At 69.5% G+C, this 17,785-nt stretch carries 14 protein-coding genes and 3 pseudogenes; 16 read left to right on the top strand and 1 reads right to left on the bottom strand.

Annotated features, from left to right (window positions below; genetic code table 11):
* Position 1 precedes the first annotated feature (1 nt).
* The 7 genes and pseudogenes from ACFU9E_RS17130 to ACFU9E_RS17100 all read left to right on the top strand — a co-directional run.
* Positions 2-349 (top strand): annotated as a pseudogene (locus ACFU9E_RS17130) (bifunctional DNA primase/polymerase); the annotation flags it as partial.
* A 193-nt stretch (positions 350-542) separates the two neighbouring features.
* Entirely contained in the window at positions 543-977 is a 435-nt protein-coding gene (locus ACFU9E_RS17125) for a DUF6892 domain-containing protein (protein ID WP_380689670.1), read from the top strand.
* Between the two features lie 644 nt (positions 978-1,621).
* Positions 1,622-1,783, top strand: a complete 162-nt coding sequence (locus tag ACFU9E_RS17120) for a hypothetical protein (protein WP_380689668.1) — start codon at positions 1,622-1,624, stop codon at positions 1,781-1,783.
* A 353-nt stretch (positions 1,784-2,136) separates the two neighbouring features.
* Entirely contained in the window at positions 2,137-2,541 is a 405-nt protein-coding gene (locus ACFU9E_RS17115) for a RidA family protein (RefSeq protein WP_380689666.1), read from the top strand.
* Positions 2,542-2,658: 117 nt separating this feature from the next.
* A pseudogene (locus ACFU9E_RS17110) lies at positions 2,659-3,609 on the top strand (IS481 family transposase); the annotation flags it as partial.
* 350 nt (positions 3,610-3,959) lie between these two features.
* Positions 3,960-10,259 carry a DNRLRE domain-containing protein gene (locus ACFU9E_RS17105; RefSeq protein ID WP_380686687.1) on the top strand — a complete coding sequence of 2,100 codons (6,300 nt, stop codon included), beginning with the start codon at positions 3,960-3,962 and terminating at the stop codon, positions 10,257-10,259.
* A gap of 113 nt (positions 10,260-10,372) precedes the next feature.
* Positions 10,373-10,906 (top strand): hypothetical protein, encoded by a 534-nt coding sequence (locus ACFU9E_RS17100; RefSeq protein ID WP_380686689.1) that lies wholly within the window; start codon positions 10,373-10,375, stop codon positions 10,904-10,906.
* Between the two features lie 126 nt (positions 10,907-11,032).
* Here the strand turns inward: ACFU9E_RS17100 and ACFU9E_RS17095 are convergent, their stop codons facing one another.
* The gene (locus ACFU9E_RS17095) at positions 11,033-11,350 is read right to left on the bottom strand and encodes a transposase (RefSeq protein ID WP_380715102.1); all 318 of its coding nucleotides are present in this window, start codon (positions 11,348-11,350) and stop codon (positions 11,033-11,035) included.
* A gap of 596 nt (positions 11,351-11,946) precedes the next feature.
* On the opposite strand from ACFU9E_RS17095, the gene ACFU9E_RS17090 reads away from it, so the two are divergent.
* The 9 genes and pseudogenes from ACFU9E_RS17090 (at position 11,947) to ACFU9E_RS17050 (ending at position 17,329) form a co-directional block, all read left to right on the top strand.
* Positions 11,947-12,147, top strand: a complete 201-nt coding sequence (locus ACFU9E_RS17090; RefSeq protein WP_380690418.1) for a hypothetical protein — start codon at positions 11,947-11,949, stop codon at positions 12,145-12,147.
* Between the two features lie 591 nt (positions 12,148-12,738).
* Positions 12,739-13,200, top strand: coding sequence for a hypothetical protein (locus tag ACFU9E_RS17085; RefSeq protein WP_380684709.1), 462 nt, complete (start codon positions 12,739-12,741; stop codon positions 13,198-13,200).
* Positions 13,201-13,351: 151 nt separating this feature from the next.
* Positions 13,352-13,504: a hypothetical protein gene (locus tag ACFU9E_RS17080; RefSeq protein ID WP_380684708.1), complete on the top strand. Its 153-nt coding sequence runs from the start codon at positions 13,352-13,354 to the stop codon at positions 13,502-13,504.
* Positions 13,497-14,294, top strand: coding sequence for a hypothetical protein (locus tag ACFU9E_RS17075; protein WP_380684707.1), 798 nt, complete (start codon positions 13,497-13,499; stop codon positions 14,292-14,294). Before ACFU9E_RS17080 ends, ACFU9E_RS17075 begins: the two co-directional genes overlap by 8 nt.
* Before the next feature lie 478 nt (positions 14,295-14,772).
* Complete coding sequence (locus ACFU9E_RS17070) at positions 14,773-15,336, top strand: tyrosine-type recombinase/integrase (RefSeq protein ID WP_380684706.1); 564 nt, start codon at positions 14,773-14,775, stop codon at positions 15,334-15,336.
* 95 nt (positions 15,337-15,431) lie between these two features.
* The gene (locus ACFU9E_RS17065; RefSeq protein WP_380684705.1) at positions 15,432-15,875 is read left to right on the top strand and encodes a bifunctional DNA primase/polymerase; all 444 of its coding nucleotides are present in this window, start codon (positions 15,432-15,434) and stop codon (positions 15,873-15,875) included.
* A pseudogene (locus ACFU9E_RS17060) lies at positions 15,788-16,460 on the top strand (phage/plasmid primase, P4 family); the annotation flags it as partial. The gene ACFU9E_RS17065 and the pseudogene ACFU9E_RS17060, both read left to right, overlap by 88 nt.
* Positions 16,457-16,861 carry a DUF6009 family protein gene (locus ACFU9E_RS17055; RefSeq protein WP_380684704.1) on the top strand — a complete coding sequence of 135 codons (405 nt, stop codon included), beginning with the start codon at positions 16,457-16,459 and terminating at the stop codon, positions 16,859-16,861. The pseudogene ACFU9E_RS17060 and the gene ACFU9E_RS17055, both read left to right, overlap by 4 nt.
* Positions 16,862-16,966: 105 nt before the next feature.
* On the top strand, positions 16,967-17,329 hold the full coding sequence (locus ACFU9E_RS17050; protein ID WP_380684703.1) for a hypothetical protein: 363 nt from the start codon (positions 16,967-16,969) through the stop codon (positions 17,327-17,329).
* The last annotated feature ends 456 nt before the right edge of the window (positions 17,330-17,785 follow it).

The raw sequence follows: 17,785 nt of genomic DNA, 5'->3' as shown, positions 1-17,785 counted from the left end.
GTTGCCATCCATCGCTATCGGCGTCGGCTGCCGGGCCGGCTCGGTGCCCGACCTGGACCTGGACGTCGTCTGGGCCGGCCGGGACGTCCTTGCAGCCCCGGCCGGCCCAGACGACGGCGAAACCCGGCCCGACACCCTGACCGTCACCAGCCCCTCGGGCGGAGCGCACCTGTACCTCCGCGTCCCGCCCGGCTGCGCCTTCGCGTCGGTCTCCGGCGGCCGGACCGGGCTCGGGCCGGGCACCGACGTCCGAGGCCCGGGCGGGGGCAACGGCGGCTACCCCGCCGACCCGGGCTTCGGACGTCAGTGGCATTCGTACGTTGTCGAACGGGACGGCCCGGTGGCCCCGCTGCCGGGATGGATCGAGGAGCGCCCAGGTGGCGATAGCCAGTTTGAGCCGCCGGAACGGAGCAGCCGTCTCAGATCGACATCTCCCGTCCGCCGCTGCCCGCCAGCAGCGAACCGCACGGGCCGCCGTCCCCTCCACCCGGTTGCGGGGCCGGGCAGGGGCCCGTGTCGTACCTCCGTGATACCCATTCCCTATGAACCAGTTCAGCGACTTCAACCTCAAGCTGCTCGTTATCGAGGAACTCATGTACGGCCCCGAGCCGCTCCTCCCGGTTTACGACGTGTCCGTGCGGCTGGCCGAGCGGGGGGTCGGCGACCCCGCGTCCTACGTCCTGGAAAACGGCCTGCACACGGAGGTGCTGGCGGAGTCCCGGGCCCATTTCGAGTCCCTGGAGATCCCGGCCGAACTGCTCGCCCGCGTTGAGGAGTTGTGCTTTGACGCGGGGGCGGACGTCTTTCGTCACTGTGCCCCTGCCTGGGACGGCGAGGACGACCTGTTCGATGTCCGCTCGCTCGACGATCTCGCCCTGCTGCCCAACCTGCGGGAGGTCACCTTTGTCGAGGACGGTGTCCTCGCAGTGCCGGACGCGGCGGAGATCTTTGCCGCGCGCGGCATCGAGACCGACTGAGCCTCGGCAGGGAACAGAGCCGGGGCCGTGGCAAGCGAGACAGCAGCCAATCGATCGGATGATCCGAAGGAAACCCTCTAACCGTGTGCGGCGGTCGGTGGCTCTGACCGAGACAGCCATCAGGTCATGTCTCGGTTCCCCAGAGCGCCGGCCCGCATCCTCGACCCCTGGCGCACCGGAGTCGACGGCGTTTCAGGAGCGTAGGACGACCGCGTCGGCGGACCGCCGCGCCGTTGGCCGCCGCGACCTACCGGCGGCGCTGAACGCACCCCGGCCCCGCCGGATACCGCAGCGCTCGCGACAGGACGGGGCTTTCGCCGGAACCGCCTGCCGGTGACCGTGGAACCGGGATACTCGCTCCTGTGGCGGCGAAGAGCCCGGCGGGCCTGGAGCTGCCCCGGATCCTGGAGACGGCGGGCGAGGTCATCGGCGAGATCGCCGCCGACCTCACCGCCGCCGTACAGGACACCGCGCCCCCGTCGTCCTCTACGCCCTCCCCGCCTGGGTCCTGCGGGCCCTGCTGGACGTCCTCGAGGCGCTGCGCGCCGCGGCCGGGGACGGGACGGAGTCGTCCCGGCTGCGGTCGACGCTGATGCTCCTGGGGGAGGGCCTGGACTACCCGAGGGGGCCGGACACCGGCCGAGATGGCGGCGGATCTGAAGCCGGTGGTGGCGGTCCTGGCCCTCGACAGCACGGCGGTACGGGCCGCGGCCACCGACCTTGTCCTGAACCGCCGGCAGGCCGGCACCGAGACGGCGCTCACCGAGGTCTTCGGACAGTGGGTCCACCTCGGGATCCAACTGTAGACGCAGCGGCGCCCGGCGCCGCGCCGGACGGTAGACCGCCCGACGGCTGAGCGGGCGGCAGGCGGCTCAGCCTCAGGTCGGCCACTCCTCGGCCACGAACCACAGGCCAGTCACCGCCGCCCCCACCGAGGCGGCTACGCGGCCGCGCCCTGCGCCGACTCGCCGATGTTCTTGAGGCGGCTGCGGGTGTGCGCCGACGAGGGCTTGGCCGCGTTCATAGCCCCGTCGGTGCGCGCAGAGAATAATTCGAGTTCGCGGTCGGTAGATTAAAATTTCGGAGGACCTGTAACTTCTACCCGAAAGGTTCCGGTCTGCAACCGGCAGTACCGTTTGCTGTATTGAAGGAGTGGTTTGTGAGTTCTCAGGTGAAGGAATTCGGGTTCGGCATGCCGTGGGAATCGCTGTACGGTTACAGCCAGGCCGTTCAGGTGGGTGAAACCGTATACGTGTCAGGTCAGTTGTCCCATGACCGGCATGGAGACTTCGTGGGTGCCGGCGACTTTGAACTGCAGGTTCGCACCACGCTGGAGAACCTTGACCTGGTACTGAGGCAGTTCGGGGCTGAACGGAGCCAGATCGTGGAAACCACGGTACTAGTGAGGAATCTGCGGGAGAACTTCGAAGCGGCAGCACGCCTCCACGCCGACTACTTCGGGGAGCACCGGCCGACCAGCACGGTCATGGGCATATCGGACTTGGCGCTGCCGGACCAGCTCGTGGAAATCGGTGCCCTTGTGCGTCTTGATGTGAAGCCCTAGGTGTACTGACCACGGAGGTTGGTGACAGGGTTCACGGCGTAGTGATCTTGAGATGAGTGAGGGCCTTCTGGCCAGGTGTGGATTGCGACATCTGCACCTACAGCCAGAAAGGCCCTCATGCCACACCGTAACGCACCGCTGACCGAGACCGGACGCCTGCGCCTGGCCCGCTGCGTGGTCGAGGAAGGCTGGCCGCTGCGGCGGGCCGCCGAACGCTTCCGGGTCTCACCGACCACGGCCAAGCGCTGGGCCGACCGCTACCGCGCCCTCGGCGAGGCCGGTATGAGCGACCGCTCCTCCTGACCCCACCGCAGCCCCCGGCGGACCCCGACCCGCACCGAGCGTCGGATCATCAAGGTCCGCGTGCTCCGCCGCTGGGGCCCGGCCCGCATCGCCTACCTCCTGCGGCTCAACCCAGCCACCGTCCACCGCGTCCTGACCCGCCACCGACTCGCCCGACTGGCCCATCTCGACCGCGCCACCGGCCGCTGCATACGACGCTACGAGCGTTCCGCCCCGGGCGAGTTGGTCCACGTCGACATCAAGAAGGTCGGCAACATCCCCGACGGCGGAGGCCACCAGGTCCTCGGCCGCCAGGCCGGCCGCAAGAACCGCTCCGGGGCCGGCTACAGCTACCTGCACAACGCCGTGGACGACCACTCCCGCCTGGCCTACAGCGAGATCCTTGCCGACGAGCGCAAGGAGACCGCCACCGCCTTCTGGGCCCGGGCGAACGAGTTCTTCGCCCGGGCCGGGATCACCGCCCAGTGCGTGCCGACCGACAACGGCTCCTGCTATCGCTCGCGGGTCTGGCGCGATGCCCTCGCAACCGAGGGCATCGCGCACAAGCGAACCCGGCCCTACCGGCCGCAGACCAATGGCAAGGTCGAACGCTTCAACCGCACCCTGCTCGACGAGTGGGCCTACGCCCGGCCCTACCGCACCGAACAGGAACGACGCGACGCCTACCCCGACTGGCTCCACACCTACAATCACCACCGCGGACACACCGCACTCGCAGGCAAGCCACCCGCCAGCCGCGTCCCCAACCTCACGAGTCAGAACACCTGGGCGACACCGAGCTGGCCGCCTGGCGCGGCGGCGGCCGCACCGTGTGGGCGCAACCGGAGTGGGGGACACCCCGTCCTGAGGCCGGGCGCGCACCGCTTCCCACCGATACGCCACGGTAAACCCGCACTATCGCCACGGGTGCCCCACATTCCACTTGAATAACAGCTTCGAGGTTTCTGGGAACTTCTTGAGCGTCCTTGTCCTGACAGAGCGTCATATTACCTATTTCTCCCCCGCATACGATCCGTGCGGTCCCATCGCACGGGCGGGATCATGACAAGGGAGATGATGTGCGCGATCGCATGTCAGGGCGCCGCGGGCGGTCGATGCCGCCGGGTGTCCGGGGGATGGGCGTCGCCGTGGCGATGGCCGTGTCGGTGTCGGTGCTGGCCGGGACGGAGACCGCGCTGGCCGCGCCCAGTCCGGGCACGTCCGGTGGACCGCAGGGCGGTCAAAGTGCGCAGTGGGCCACCACGGCGGCCGATGTGCCGTCGGCGCGGGTCGCGGCGCGGCTGTCCGGGCAGCGCGTGGAGGCGCTGTCCGAGCGCACCGAGACGTCGACGACGTGGGTCAACAAGGACGGTTCGCTGACCACCGAGCTGTTCGCCGGTCCGGTGCGTTTCCGGCGCGGTGGGGAGTGGACGGACGTCGATCTGACGCTCCAGCCGCAGACGGACGGTTCGGTGGCGCCGAAGGCGCACCCGGGCGGGCTGAAGCTGGCCGCGCCGGGCGGTTCGTGGGCGAAGTCGTTCGCGGATTCGCAGGCGGGCAAGGACGAGGACCGCACCTTGGTGACGCTCGGCGAGGGCGAGCAGCAGGTCGAGCTCCAGTGGAAGGGCGGTCTGCCCAAGCCGGAGCTCGACGGCACGAAGGCGACGTACAGGGACGCGATCGCGGACGGCGCGGCGGACCTGGTGGTGGAGGCCACCCGGACCGGTTTCGAACAGTTCACGGTGCTCAAGCAGCGCCCCGCGACGGCCGGTTATTCGTACACGATGCCGTTGAAGGCCAAGGGCCTGAAGGCGGAGGCGCAGGGGGACGGCAGTGTGCTGTTCACCGACCGGAAGACCGGTGAGAAGCGGGCCGTGCTTCCCGCGCCAGTGATGTGGGACGCCACCTCGATCGCCGGATCGCACGAGCACCCGAACCGCGCGAACGTCGACCTGAAGGTCGTTCAGCGCGGCGAGGACATCGACCTGGTGTTCACGCCGGATGCGGCGTTCCTCGCCGATGAGAGGACGCAGTACCCGGTGACCGTCGACCCGTCGACGATCGCGCTGGGCAACGTCTTCGACACGCGGGTGCAGAAGGGCGAGACCGTCGACTGGTCGGCGGACACCGAGCTGTACTGGGGCAACCCGGGCACCAAGAACGCCGACGGCTCCTCCCGCGAGGCCCGCGCCTTCATCAACTGGAACACCGGGCCGATCGCCGACGCGCTGGTGATGAACGCGACGCTGTCGCTGTGGAACTTCCACTCCGGCAACAGCGACTGCGCCGCCTATGCCTGGGACGTCTACGACACCGGGCTCGCGTCCAGCGCGTCCCGCTGGACGGCGCAGCCGGCCTGGAACTCCAAGCTCGCCTCGTCGAACGAGACCGCGGGCCGCACCGGCTGCCAGAACGACGGCTGGATCAACGCCGACGTCACCAATCTGGTGCAAACCTGGACGTCAGCGAAGAAGTCGACGTCCGGCATGGGCCTGCGGGCACCGGACGAGACCAACACGAAGTACTGGAAGGAGGTCAACTCCTCCGAGGCCGGCTCGAACGTGCCGAAGCTGACGGTCACCTACAACTACCGCCCGCGCACCGGCACCGACCAGCAGGCCGGCTCGCCGTTCTACAAGGACGCGAACGGCACCTGGTGGGTCAACTCGACCACGCCGACGTTGCGGGACACCTTCGTCGACCCGAACAACGACAAGGTCGACGGCACCTTCCAGATCTTCGACAACGACACCAACGCGCAGGTCGGCAACGTCCTGGTCTCGCCGTACGCCGCCTCGGGCCAGCCCTCCTCGGTGACCGTCCCGGCCGGCCTGCTGGCCAACGGCAAGACGTACCGGTTCCGGACCTCGCCGTACGACGGCATGCACTACAACCTCGGTTGGTCGCCGTGGGCGTACTTCACGGTCGACACCTCCAAGCCGTCCGCGCCGACCGCGATCACCTCGACGGACTACCCGTCGGGGCAGTGGGTCAAGGGCGCCGGCCAGGCCGGCGTGTTCACCGTGACCCCGTCGTCCAGCGGTCAGAGCGCCCTGGAGTGGACGCTCGACGGCACCAACTGGACGAAGGTGCCGACCAACGGTTCCGCCGCCCCGGTCAACCTGACGGTCACCCCGGACAGGGCTGGCACCCAGACCCTCCAGGTGCGGGCCACCAGCCGGGCCGAGAACAAGTCCGAGGCGCTGTCGTACACCTTCCAAGTCGGCGCAGGCGGCGTGATCTCGCCCAACGACGGCACCCGCACCGCAGCGCGCCTCCCGCTGATCGCCGAGGCCGACGCCGCGAAGTACAACGCCGTCAGCTTCTCCTGGCGCCGCTCCGACGCCGACCCGTGGACCACCGTCCCGGCCACCGACGTCACCAACGGCGGCAACACGGTGAACTGGCCCGTCGCACTGAACGCCGGAAAGAGCCCGTCGCTCACCTGGAACGCCACCAGCACCGTCATCCCCGACGGCGCGGCGCAGCTCCGCGCCGACTTCACGGGCCCGAACGGCGCCGCCGTCTCCTCCGAGGGCGTCAAGGTGGTCGTCGACCGTAAGGCGTCCGGCGCCGCCTCCACGCAGGTCGGGCCGGGCACGCTCAACCTGCTGACCGGTGACTACAGCGTCTCCGCCACCGACGCCTCGTTCTTCAACCTGTCGGTCGGCCGCACGCACTCCTCGCGCGACCCGAAGGCCGCGGCGAATCAGGACGGCCAGGCCGCGATCTTCGGGCCGAACTGGACCTCCGGCGTGGGCGCGGAGATCTCCCAGTCCGCCTACACCGAGATCCGCAAGACCTCGAACACCTCGCTGGACGTGGTCCTCACCGAGGGCGACACCGTCGCTTTCACGGCCAACGCGGCCGGCAGCGGCTGGGTCCCGGAGCCCGGCAGCGAGGAGCTGACCCTGCGCGGCTCCTTCGCCTCGGGCGACTTCACCCTGTCCGACACCGACGGCTCGACCACGACCTTCGCCAAGGTCGACCCGGCCGCCGCGACCTGGACGGTGACGTCCAGCCTGCACGACGGCCTCGACAACTCGACCTCCTCGGTCATCTCCGAGAAGACCGTGGTGAACGGCAAGACGCTGGCCCGGCCGAAGTACATGATCGCGCCGACCTCCGCCGTCACCGCCGCCGCCTGTGCGGCCAACCCGGCCACCAAGGGCTGCCGCGTCCTGCAGTTCGTCTACGCCACCGCCACCACGGCCACCGGCTACACCAACGGCACCGACTTCGGTGACTTCGCCGGCCAGGTGTCGACCATCAAGCTGTGGGCCACCGCCCCCGGCGCGGCCAACGCCACCGCCACCGACGTCGCCACCTACCGCTACGACCTGGGCGGCTCGCTGCGCCAGACCTGGGACCCGCGCCTCGGCGCCGGAACCAAGACTCAGTACTCGTACGTCGCCGCCGCCACCTCCAACGGTGCGTTGTCCGCCATCCTGCCGCCCGGCATCAACGGCGGCTACCACATGGCCTACGGCAACATCGCGGCCAACCCGTCCGCCAGCGACGGCATGCTCACCAAGGTGTGGACCAACACCCTTACCCCGGGCACCAATACCGTCGACGGCACGGCCAACACCACCATCGTCTACGGCGTCCCGACCAGCGGCGGCAAGGCCCCCGAGGACCTGTCGGTCACCGCCGGCCTGACCTGGGGCCAGACCGACCTGCCGACCGACGCCACCGCCGTGTTCCCCGCCGACCAGGTTCCCGCCTCCAACAGCGGCACCGACCTGAACACGGGCGACTACACCCGGGCCACCGTCAACTACCTGAACGCCTCCGGCCGCCAGGTCAACACGGCCACCCCCGGACACCGGATCACCACCACCGAGTACGACAAGTCGGGCAACAGCGTCCGCACGCTCTCCGCCGCCAACCGCGAACTCGCCCTCGGTACCACCGACGCCGCCAAGGCCCAGCTGGCCGACCTCGGCATCAACACCCTGCCCAGCAGCGAGCGCGCCCAGCTGCTCTCCAGCACCAGCGTGATCAGCGTCGACGGGCTGCGTGAGACGGAGAGCTACGGCCCGCTGCACCGCGTCACCCTCGGCGCCGACGTGGTGTCCGGCGGCGCGACGGTCGCCAAGGCCGGCACCCAGGCGGTCTCCCGCACCCGCGTCGTGAAGCTCTACGACGAGGGCCGCCCGACCGACGGCACCGCCAAGGTCAAGGACCTGGTCACGTCCACCGTCACGGGTGGCGCGCTGCGGGCCTGGCCGGACGTGTTCGTCGAGACCCGCAGCGAGAAGCGGGTCTACGACTGGGTCCTCGACGTCGCCACCCAGCGCATTCAGGATGTCGGCGGCCTGAACCTCACCACCGTCACCGGCTACGACAGCCAGGGCCGGGAGATCTCCAAGTCGCTTCCCCTGTCGAACGGGTCGGACGCGGGCACCACCCGCACCACCTACTGGTCCGCGACCGGCACCGGCACCTGCGCCGGCCGCCCCGAGTGGGCGGACCTGGTCTGCCGGACCGGCCCGGCCGGTGACATCACCGGCGGCGGCTCCAACCCGACCCAGCTGCCCTCCAAGACCGTCCAGTACGGCCTGTTCGGGCAGATCACCCAGACCGACGAGACCGCCAACGGCGTCACCCGCACCACCACGATCACGCCCGACGCCGCCGGCCGCCCGGTGACCGCCACCATCACCGGCGGCACCGGTACGGCGGTTCCGCCGATCACCACCACCTACGACCCGACCACCGGCGCGGTCACCAAGCAGACGTCCGGCACCGGCGGGACCATCACCAAGGCGTACGACGCGATCGGCCGCCTGACCTCCTACACCGACGCCGACGGTTCGACCACCACGACCCAGTACGACGCGCTGGACCGACCCGTCACGGTCACCGACAGCGTCCCGTCCACCACCACCTACACCTACGACACCGCCGTCGACCCGCGCGGCCTGGCCACCTCGGCCATCGACTCGATCGCCGGCACCTTCACCGCCCGCTACGACGCCGACGGCTCCGTGGTGACCCAGGGCCTGCCCGGCGGGTACACCATGACCGAGCGCCACGCCCCGACCGGCACCGCCACCGGCCGCGTCTACACCCGCGACAGCGACGGCACGGTCGTGCTCTCCGACGGCATCACCGAGACCGTCCAGGGCCAGCGGGCCACCCACGCCGGCACCCCCGGCGTCACCGCGGCCCAGACCTACACGTACGACAAGGCCGGGCGTCTGACGACCGTCCAGGACACCTCCCCCGACGCCGTCTGCACCACCCGCAGCTACGGCTTCGACAACAACACCAACCGCACCTCGCTCGCCACGGCCGTCGCGGCCCGCGGCACGGACTGCACCACCACCGGAGCGACCACCCAGACCAACACCTACGACACCGCCGACCGCCTGGTGAACCCCGGTTACACCTACGACGCGTTCGGCCGCACCACCGCCCTGCCCGGATCCACCGTCGCCTACTACAACAGCGACCTGGTCCAGCAGCAGACCACCGGTGCCAACCGCCAGACCTGGACCCTCGACCCCGCCCAGCGCTTCCGCGGCTGGACCACCGAGACCAACAACGCCGGCACCTGGACCCAGAGCGGCACCAAGACCAACCACTACTCCAGCGACAGCGACAGCCCCAGCTGGATCGCCGAGGACGGCGCGGGCAACCTCACCCGCAACGTCGGCGGCCTGGTCGGCGGCCTCGGCGCCACCACCACCAAGACCGGGGGCACCGTCCTCCAGCTCGCCAACCTGCACGGCGACATCGTCCTCCAGCTCCCGCTGGACACCTCCCAGGCCCCGGTCGCGCTCGACAGCGACGAGTACGGCAACGCCCGGGCCGGCCAGGCGGCCGCCCGCTACGGCTGGCTGGGGGCACAGGAGCGGTCCGCGGAGACCGTGGGCTCGGTCACGCTGATGGGCGTCCGGCTGTACAACCCGACCTCCGGCCGCTTCCTGTCCATCGACCCGGTGGCCAACGGCAGCTGCAACCGGTACGAGTACACCTGTGCCGATCCGCTGAACAAGTACGACCTGGACGGCAATGCGCTCATGGAGCGCGTCCAGACCGACTGCAACTACTACAACTGCGTCCGCATCCGGCGCATCTGCGACAAGTCGACCCGCAAGTGCTCGCTCCAGTGGGACATGTGGTTCCGCCAGGGCTGGGCCGGCGCCTACATCTACGCGGGTTGGCGCTACCAGCTCTCCGTCAACGGCAGCCAGGTGACCGCCGGCAGCTACAGCCACGGCGAGCTCGGCTGGTACAACTTCCACGGGTACTGGTACGGAAACGGCGCCCGCGGGAAGCACAGCTGCTACGGGTTCTACACCTGCTGGCTCGACCCGGGCGACTCCGTCCAGTTCAACGCCACCGGCCGGGCCGCGATCGGCGTCGCCCAGTTCTACTGGCAGCGGTTCCAGAACTTCGGCGGCGGTGGTCGCTACTCGGGATAAGGCCTGGGAGTCTTCAGGACACGTCCCACCGCACGACCCGTTCCGCACCGCACCGACCCGGCCGGTTCCTCCGGCCGGGTCGGCCTTTCTTCGTCGCCAGGAGACACCACCCGATGAACGACCGCGAGTTCGAGGCCCGTTACGAGGACCGCTTCGCGAAGTGGCTGGAACGCATGGACAGCGCGCCGGCCGTCCTGCCGGCGGACGGGTCGACCGACTGGATCCGGCGGGTCTACCGCGAGCACGGCGAGCTGCCCGCGGAACGCTTCGGGTGGCTCGCCTTCGACCACAAGTGCCGGACCGTCACGCAGGCGCTCCGCCAGGTGGTGGCCGACGTGCGGGAGTCCACGCACCACGACCTGGACATCCTGCCGGAGTTCACCAACCCGTCCCCCGGGTTCCCGGCGGGCGACGTGGCGGTTGCCGGAATGGCGATCCAGTCGTTCGACGGGCCGCGGGTGTGGGCGGAGGTCGCCGACGCCGTCCAGTCGTACCTGGCCGACCGGTACCGCACGGTGTGGCCGCTCTGTCCGCGCCACCGTGTGGGCCTGCACGCCGTCACGCACGACGGTGGAGCCATCTGGTGGTGCAACGTCGGGGAGCACCCGGGCGACCGGATCCCGGCCGGCGGGCCGGCGGCGGCCTGACCAGCGGCACGCGTCGCGCCCGGTGGTCAGACCGCCCTGCGGTAGAGCCGGACGCCGAGCGGGGCGAACGCCGCGTCGCGCGACTGGCGCGCAGCATCATGGTGTGAGAGGGCGTTCGATACCGGTCTAGGCTGCCGCAAGCGGTTTCGGGCGGAGGTATTGCCCGGTTCTGTCCGGGCCGGTTGTCAGCCGGGTGGTCATCGAGTTGACCATGGCCCAGTGGATCATCGAGCGTGACCGGTCCGGCAGTTCCTCGTAGTCGCGGTGGAGCCGCCGGTACCGGGACGTGATCCCGAACGTCTGCTCCACCCGCCAGCGGATCGGCTGGACCACGAAGCCCTTCTGTTCCTTGTCCCGGGCGACGCCCTCGACGTCGATGTCGAGGGCGTCGCCGTGCTTGACGACTGCGTTCCTGCACGCCGTGACCTTCACCGACCAGCACATGCAGGACGAGGATGACACCGTGTACGCCCGGCGGATCGCCGCCGACTACCCGGCCATCACCCACCAACTCGTCCACGGCGACATCGAGCGCGTCCGGCAGTTCGACGGCCGGACCGGACCACTACCGGTCACCGACAGCCCGTCCCTGACACTGGGTCTGCTGGCTGTCAAGCGCGCCCAGCTCGCACCGGCCCGGGCCTGGGGGTCCGCCCCGCACCTGACCGGCCGCGGCGGCGACGATGTCCTCGACGCCGTGCCCACCATGATGCTCGACCAGTACCAGTCCGGCCGCCGCGTCGAGGCAGGCCGCCACCTGGCCGCCTACGCCCGGGAGCGCCGCTGCTCGGTTGCCGCCGTGGTGCGCCAGGCCCGAACCACCCTGCGCACCCCGCACGGGCGGGCGCTCGACGCACTGGCCAACGCACTGACCGCCCGGGTGCCGCTGGAGCGCAGCCAGCTCATCTCGCCCTGGGAGTCGCTGACCTGGTGCGGGCACCCTGCCGGCCGCGGACCAGAGCGCCGTCATCGACCTGGCGGGCGCCGGTGGCGAGGTCGCGGAGTTGTGGCGCGGCGACCCGGCGCGGGCCGCTGTCCTGGTGCGCGAGCTGGCGGCGTGCGGGGAGTTCATGGCGGCCGAGGTCCTGAACGCGGCGGTCGACGCGGCCATCGGTGCCGCTCTGCTGGCGCTGAACGACGCCGGCACCGTGTCCGATCCGAGCATGATGGCCGAGCAGTGCCTGCAAGCCGTACCGTACTTGGCGCTCGCCGTGGCCCTGGCATCCGCTGACCTCGCTTGAGCGACCGGCCCCGTGGAACCGGGATACTCGTCCCCGTGGCGGCGAAGAGCCCGGCGGGCCTGGAGCTGCCCCGGATCCTGCCCGGCAACCCGGCCTGGATCCAGCAGGCCGCTGGATGGAGGCGTTCTGGGTCGACATCTGATCCGGCCCGCTCCGGCGCCCGGCCGATGAGGCCGGGGGTGGGAGCGTGATGAACACCGTCGGGGCCGGCGTCGTGTGCGACGCCGGCCCCGACGGCTCGCGCCTACACCGCGTGGACTTCGTAGTCGCCCCAGCTCGGGGGCAGGGCTATCGGCTTCTCCAGGTGGGCCGGGTCTCCTTGGTCCGCTGGCGGACGAAAGATCAACCCCGCCTGCGCGGCGAAGACGGGCCCACGAGCAGTATGGCGGCGCCGGCCGGCGGCTGCCCCCTCCCCGCTTGCGGGGAGATCAACACCACCCCCAGCCAGCGCCGGGCCGCCGTCGGCTGACCCCTGCGGGTGCGGGGAAGCCGGTTCCAACACCCTGGTCTACAACCCCGACGACGGCTGACCCCCGCGGGCGCGGGGAGAACTCAGTGTCGAATCGTGGAGTGTCGTGACAGCATCGATGGATGATCAACGCTGAGGACCTGATCGGCAGGTACCTCCTGAAGGTGACGACGTCCTGGCACCACTACCGGGAGACCGAGCCCTCTCTCCTGCACATGTGGTTGCATATGGATGGCCTCGGCCCCGTCCGGTTCCACACACCGGGCGACGGGCTGTCTCTGGAGATCGACCAGCCCCACGGCCCTTACGACATGGACGAGTACGGCCACACCACAGTCGAGGAAGATCTACCCGGCTTCCTCATGACCCAGTTCATCGGCCAGCGGATCCTCTCCGTCCGGCGGATCCGCTACCAGCACCATGCCTACGACTTCGCCATCGGCCTCGCCGCCCGGTTCCCCTGTGACACCGTCCGCATCCTCAACCTCGCGGACGAGATCGTCCTGGCCCGAGACCAGCACCTGGGCCCGGTCGAGGAGCATCTCCAGGAGGCGGCTCCCAGAAGCCACAACACCTCTCCGTGAGTCGCCATGAAACTCCAGGATCAACTCCCGCAAACCGCCTCTACCTCGGCTGTCAGCTGCCCCGCCCGCTCAGGGAGGGCCCAGGGAAACTCGAACGCTGCCCCGAGCGACTCGGCTGACCCCCGCGCCTGCGGGCGAAGACACGAGGTCGGTGAACTTCTCAATCGCCGAGCTCGGCTTGATGAGGCTCTTTGAAACCGGTTCTGACCGGAGTTCCGTGAACAACTGGGAAGGGATGCCTGCGGATCCGTCGGTGGCCAGCCGGATCGAGATCGTCTACTGGTTGACTGTGCGTCGTGACTGAGATGATCGAGATACCGGATGCAGACGGCAACTGGGGGCCCGCGACGGAGCACCAGCCAGGTGGGCGCAATCCGGTGCGGCAGGCGTCTATGTTCCAGAGCGCAACCTGGCCGTTGAGCTCGCTGGCCCTGCTCTCAGTGGACGTGGAGGCGGTGGCGCGGCGGCTGGGGCTGACCCTTGAGACCTCGTGGGACGGGCACGGCAGTGTGCGGGCGGCGTTCTTCGTGCTGGACGGGACGGACTTCGTCGTCACCCACCACGAGGGGGACGCTCCGGGAACCCATGTGTGGACTCGGAAGGGCGGGCCTGTCGATCCGGCCGCTCGGGTGGGCAGCCTCCTCGCGGCTCTCGGCGTGGGGCCGGAGGCGGTCTCGTACTCCCTCTGGGGAGTCGGCACCGACCTGTCACATGTGCCCGCCGCCTGGTGGCGCGGCCGGGACAAGCCGACGTGGTCGCACCAGGACACCTGGGCCAACTTCAAGAGGCGCCCGGGGATGTTCGTCGGCCGTGTCACTTTCGGGGCAGTGGTCGGCTTCCTCAACGGCTATGACACCGCCTCCGACAAAGCCCTGCTGGACGGGTTCAGGGAGTGGCTCGCAGCCAAGCTGGGATACGGCTGGAACCTGGTGTACTGGGCCTTGGCCGAGAAGCTGATCTTTCCCGACGGCCGCCCCGAGGAGCCCTGGTCGCCCGAGATCGAGCAGCACGCCGTGGCCGGCCTGACCGGCTTGATCGACGAGTACTTCGATCACCTCGCCGGTGATCCGGAGGAACGTCCCGGAACGGTCTGATCGAGGGCCCTGGACTCATCCCCGGGTGAGGATCCTGATTCGCAGAAGTCGGAACGAGGCTCGGCCGTACATCGCCCCTTTGAGCGTTTTAAAAGTTACGTGGAATCTGGCCGGGGTGATCATGTCTCCTCGGTGCAACCACGGACTTGGGAGATGGCTTGAGCGGCACGACGGTGCTGATGGAGAAGTGGCCGGTGCTGGGCCGGCACGAGCAGGCGGCGGTTTGTCTGCAGATCTGGACTGATCTCGGTCGGGCGCCGAGGACGATCGACGCCTACGCCCGCGGACTGGCCGAGTACCTGGTGATGTGCGAGCAGGAGGACGTCGATCCGGTCATCGCGAACCGCACCCATATCGCGGTCTACGTGCGGGAGTTGATGTCACGGCCGCACCGTCGTGGTGCGAACGTGGTGGCGATCGACTCGGGGTCGGCCGCTACACCCCGGGGCGCCACAGGGGCGGGCAGCAGCGCGGACTGGTGCCGCGGCTCACGAAGCTGCCGTGGATCCCCAGCGAACAGCAGTGGCTGGGGATCCTGCAGGTCGCGCGGGAGGAGCCGGTCCGCAACCGGGTGATGCTGGCCCTGGCCTACGATGCCGGGCTGAGGCGAGAGGAGCTGTGCTCGCTGCGGACCGACGACCTCGATCCGGCCCACCGGACACTGAGGGTGCGGGCGGAGACGACGAAGAACCGGCTGGAGCGGGTGGTGCCGTACTCGGCGTCGACCGGCGTGCTGATGTCGGCCTACCTCGCCCACCGGGCCACGGTCAGCCGGGCCAGGGGGCCACTGTTCCTGTCGGAGTCCCGGCGCAACCACGGACAGCCGCTGACCCTGTGGACCTGGTCGAAGGTGGTCCGTCGGATCGCCCTGGAGGCCGGTGTCCCGAGGTTCTCGGCGAAGTTGGACCAGAACCGCGAGTCGCGAACAAAGCCAGACAGGGTGGCCGCGACAACCCATCCGTCGGCCCCAGCCCGGGCCGCACCGCAGCAGCAGCTAGCCTATGTGGGCTCTGTTCTGGGCTTGAGTCGCTTCGGTCGTTGATTCTCCTTCAAGGGGTCTCTGACCTGGGCATATGGCGCAGCGACTCACTCAGCGACCCAACAGACAGCAGCTACTGACCACGGGGAGGGACCAGCGTGACGGCGCCGAAGGCCGTGGGGGGCGACCGAACGGGCCACCAGCCCCAGTCGCTGACCGTCGCCCCCTGCCGAGAGAACGGCCACGTCCCGGCGACCTGCCCGTGCCTGTCCGCCGGCCGCTGGTGCCACGGCTTCCACGCCGCGACCCTGGACCAGGACCTCCTCACCGCCTGGTGGCAGGTCAACCCCGGCTTCGGCGCCGCGGTGTCGTGCGGCCCGGCCCGCCTGGTCGTCATCGATGTCGACACCACACCGATGCCGTCCCCGCCCGGGACCGGATCCTGCCTGGCATCCCGATCCACGAGCAGGTCCCCCTCGAGGGACTGTCCTCGGGCTACCACAGCCTCGCCCTGCTGGTGGCTGTTCATGGCCTGCGCATCATTGTGTGCTCCGAGCTCAAGCCCGGCGACCGCTTGGACGAAGCCCGCGTCAAGCTCCTGACCGGCGGCGACAAGATCAAGGCCCGCCGCATGCGCCAGGACTTCTTCAGCTTCACCCCCGCCCACAAGCTGTGGCTGCTCGGCAACCATCGGCCCGAGGTCGGCACCGGCGGCTTTGCTTTCTGGCGCCGCATGCGTCTGATCCCCTTCGAACGTGTCGTCCCCGAGGAACGCGAGATCGACAACCTGGCGTATGTCCTCGTTGCCGAAGGGGCCCCGGCTCCTCGCCTGGCTCATCGACGGCGCCCGACGCTACTTCGACGGCGAGAAGGACCTCACCGGCCCCCAGGCCGTGCAGACCGCCACTACCGCCTACGCCGAGACCGAGGACCACGTCGGCCGCTTCCTCACCGAGGCCTGCCGCACAGGCGAAGGCATGCGCGCCGAGCAGGCCCAGCTCTACAGCGCCTACACCCGCTGGTGCGGCTTCGAAGGAGCCAACCCGGTCTCAGCCCGTGCCTTCGCCGCACGAGTACGCGAGACACTGGGTATGACCTCCCCCAAGCAGATGGTCCTGTCCAACTCGAGGAAGTTCTACCCGGGCATCGGCCTCACCACCGACGACACAGAGGAGCACACCACGTGAGCGCGCTGATCGACCCAGCCGAGCTCGCCCACGAAACCGACCTCGTCTGGATCGAGGACACCACACGGCTCGACTACGTCCGCCAGTCCCTCGACCGGCTCACCACCCGCCGCGGCCGACCCGCCTACCACCGCGACGGCCGCATGGTCGGCTACGCGATTCTCGGCCCCGACGCCAAGTCCTCCCGAGCCTCCGGCACCTTCCGGCGCCGAGTCTTCTGGCTCCTACCCCACGACCGCGACCAGGACCCCGACGGCCTCTACTGCACCGGCGCCCCCTCCGAAGCCGTAGACCCCCACACCGTCGCCCCCCGCATCAAGGGCTACAAGACTGAACGCTCCGAAGGCGGCCCCGCCTCGCCCGCCATGCTCGAACTGGGGATAACGCTCCCGAAGGCGTGACGCGGAGCCCGGCCAGAGCCCACCAGCACGTCGACAAGCCGCTGACCGCGGGCTACCGCTACCGCCTCCACCCCAACATCGCTCGGCTACAGCTCCGAACTCGAGATGCAGGCCGCCCTGGCCCGCGAAGGTGTCCCGCTCACCCTGATCCCCGAAGGTACGGATTCGCAGCGTGTTCAAGAGCCGCCGCGCACCAGCCGCAGCGCAGGCCGGGTGTTCTCCCGAGAACAGCCGCGCCTTGCGCTCGTCGTCGGCTTCTTCGTCACCCCCGTAGGCGATCTGAAGGTCCACGACCGCACCGCTCATGCCGATTCCGGCGTCGGGTTCAGGCCAAACCAGGCGCTGATCGGAACCCGGCGCGGCGGCTCCGCAGCCAGGTGTGTGGTGTCGCCACAGCCGCCTTCCGCGATTGGTTTGACATCGATGCGGGACCATTTCGACCGCTTCATGCGTATCCCTAGTGACTAACTGTAATGACTTGAAGGCTTCCTGTAGTTTCCTTTCGAGGTGCCTAGCGTGTGTACGCACCCATGAACCACATGGGCGACTCTCGGAGGGGTGTTCATGAAGGGCTCGAAGTAGACCGGCCGCTGGATACGGCGCGGCGCCGTCGGAGTGGCCGCACTGGCCCTGGGGCTGGGGATGATGCCCGGTCAGGCACTCGCCGCCGACAGCGGCGTCATCAAACGCCTCCAACGGCCAGTGCCAGGCTCAGTGGCTCGATGCCAACAACTGGTTCGGCATCCGAGACGCGGACAACAACGACAGCGACTACTGCTACGTCGACTACTCGTTCAACGCGAACCACTCGGCCAGCAGCCGGATCTCCCGCCAGCAGGACATCAACACCAACTGGGGCTATTCCGGTGTCACCGTAACCAGCCCGTACATCTACTTCCACGTCTGCAAGGAGCGCCAGAACGA

It is taken from the genome of Kitasatospora sp. NPDC057595 (assembly GCF_042800875.1).
Classification (GTDB): domain Bacteria; phylum Actinomycetota; class Actinomycetes; order Streptomycetales; family Streptomycetaceae; genus Kitasatospora.
Note: the sequence above shows the minus strand (reverse complement) of the source record. Positions and strands in the feature narration are given on the sequence as shown.

What these genes read in the sequence shown, in the direction of transcription:
- ACFU9E_RS17125 (WP_380689670.1), top strand. Translation starts at nt 543, where the DNA reads ATGAACCAGTTCAGCGACTTCAACCTCAAGCTGCTCGTTATCGAGGAA.
- ACFU9E_RS17120 (WP_380689668.1), top strand. Translation starts at nt 1,622, where the DNA reads ATGGCGGCGGATCTGAAGCCGGTGGTGGCGGTCCTGGCCCTCGACAGC.
- ACFU9E_RS17105 (WP_380686687.1), top strand. Translation starts at nt 3,960, where the DNA reads ATGGGCGTCGCCGTGGCGATGGCCGTGTCGGTGTCGGTGCTGGCCGGG.
- ACFU9E_RS17100 (WP_380686689.1), top strand. Translation starts at nt 10,373, where the DNA reads ATGAACGACCGCGAGTTCGAGGCCCGTTACGAGGACCGCTTCGCGAAG.
- ACFU9E_RS17095 (WP_380715102.1), bottom strand. Translation starts at nt 11,350, where the DNA reads ATGTGCTGGTCGGTGAAGGTCACGGCGTGCAGGAACGCAGTCGTCAAG.
- ACFU9E_RS17085 (WP_380684709.1), top strand. Translation starts at nt 12,739, where the DNA reads ATGATCAACGCTGAGGACCTGATCGGCAGGTACCTCCTGAAGGTGACG.
- ACFU9E_RS17050 (WP_380684703.1), top strand. Translation starts at nt 16,967, where the DNA reads ATGCAGGCCGCCCTGGCCCGCGAAGGTGTCCCGCTCACCCTGATCCCC.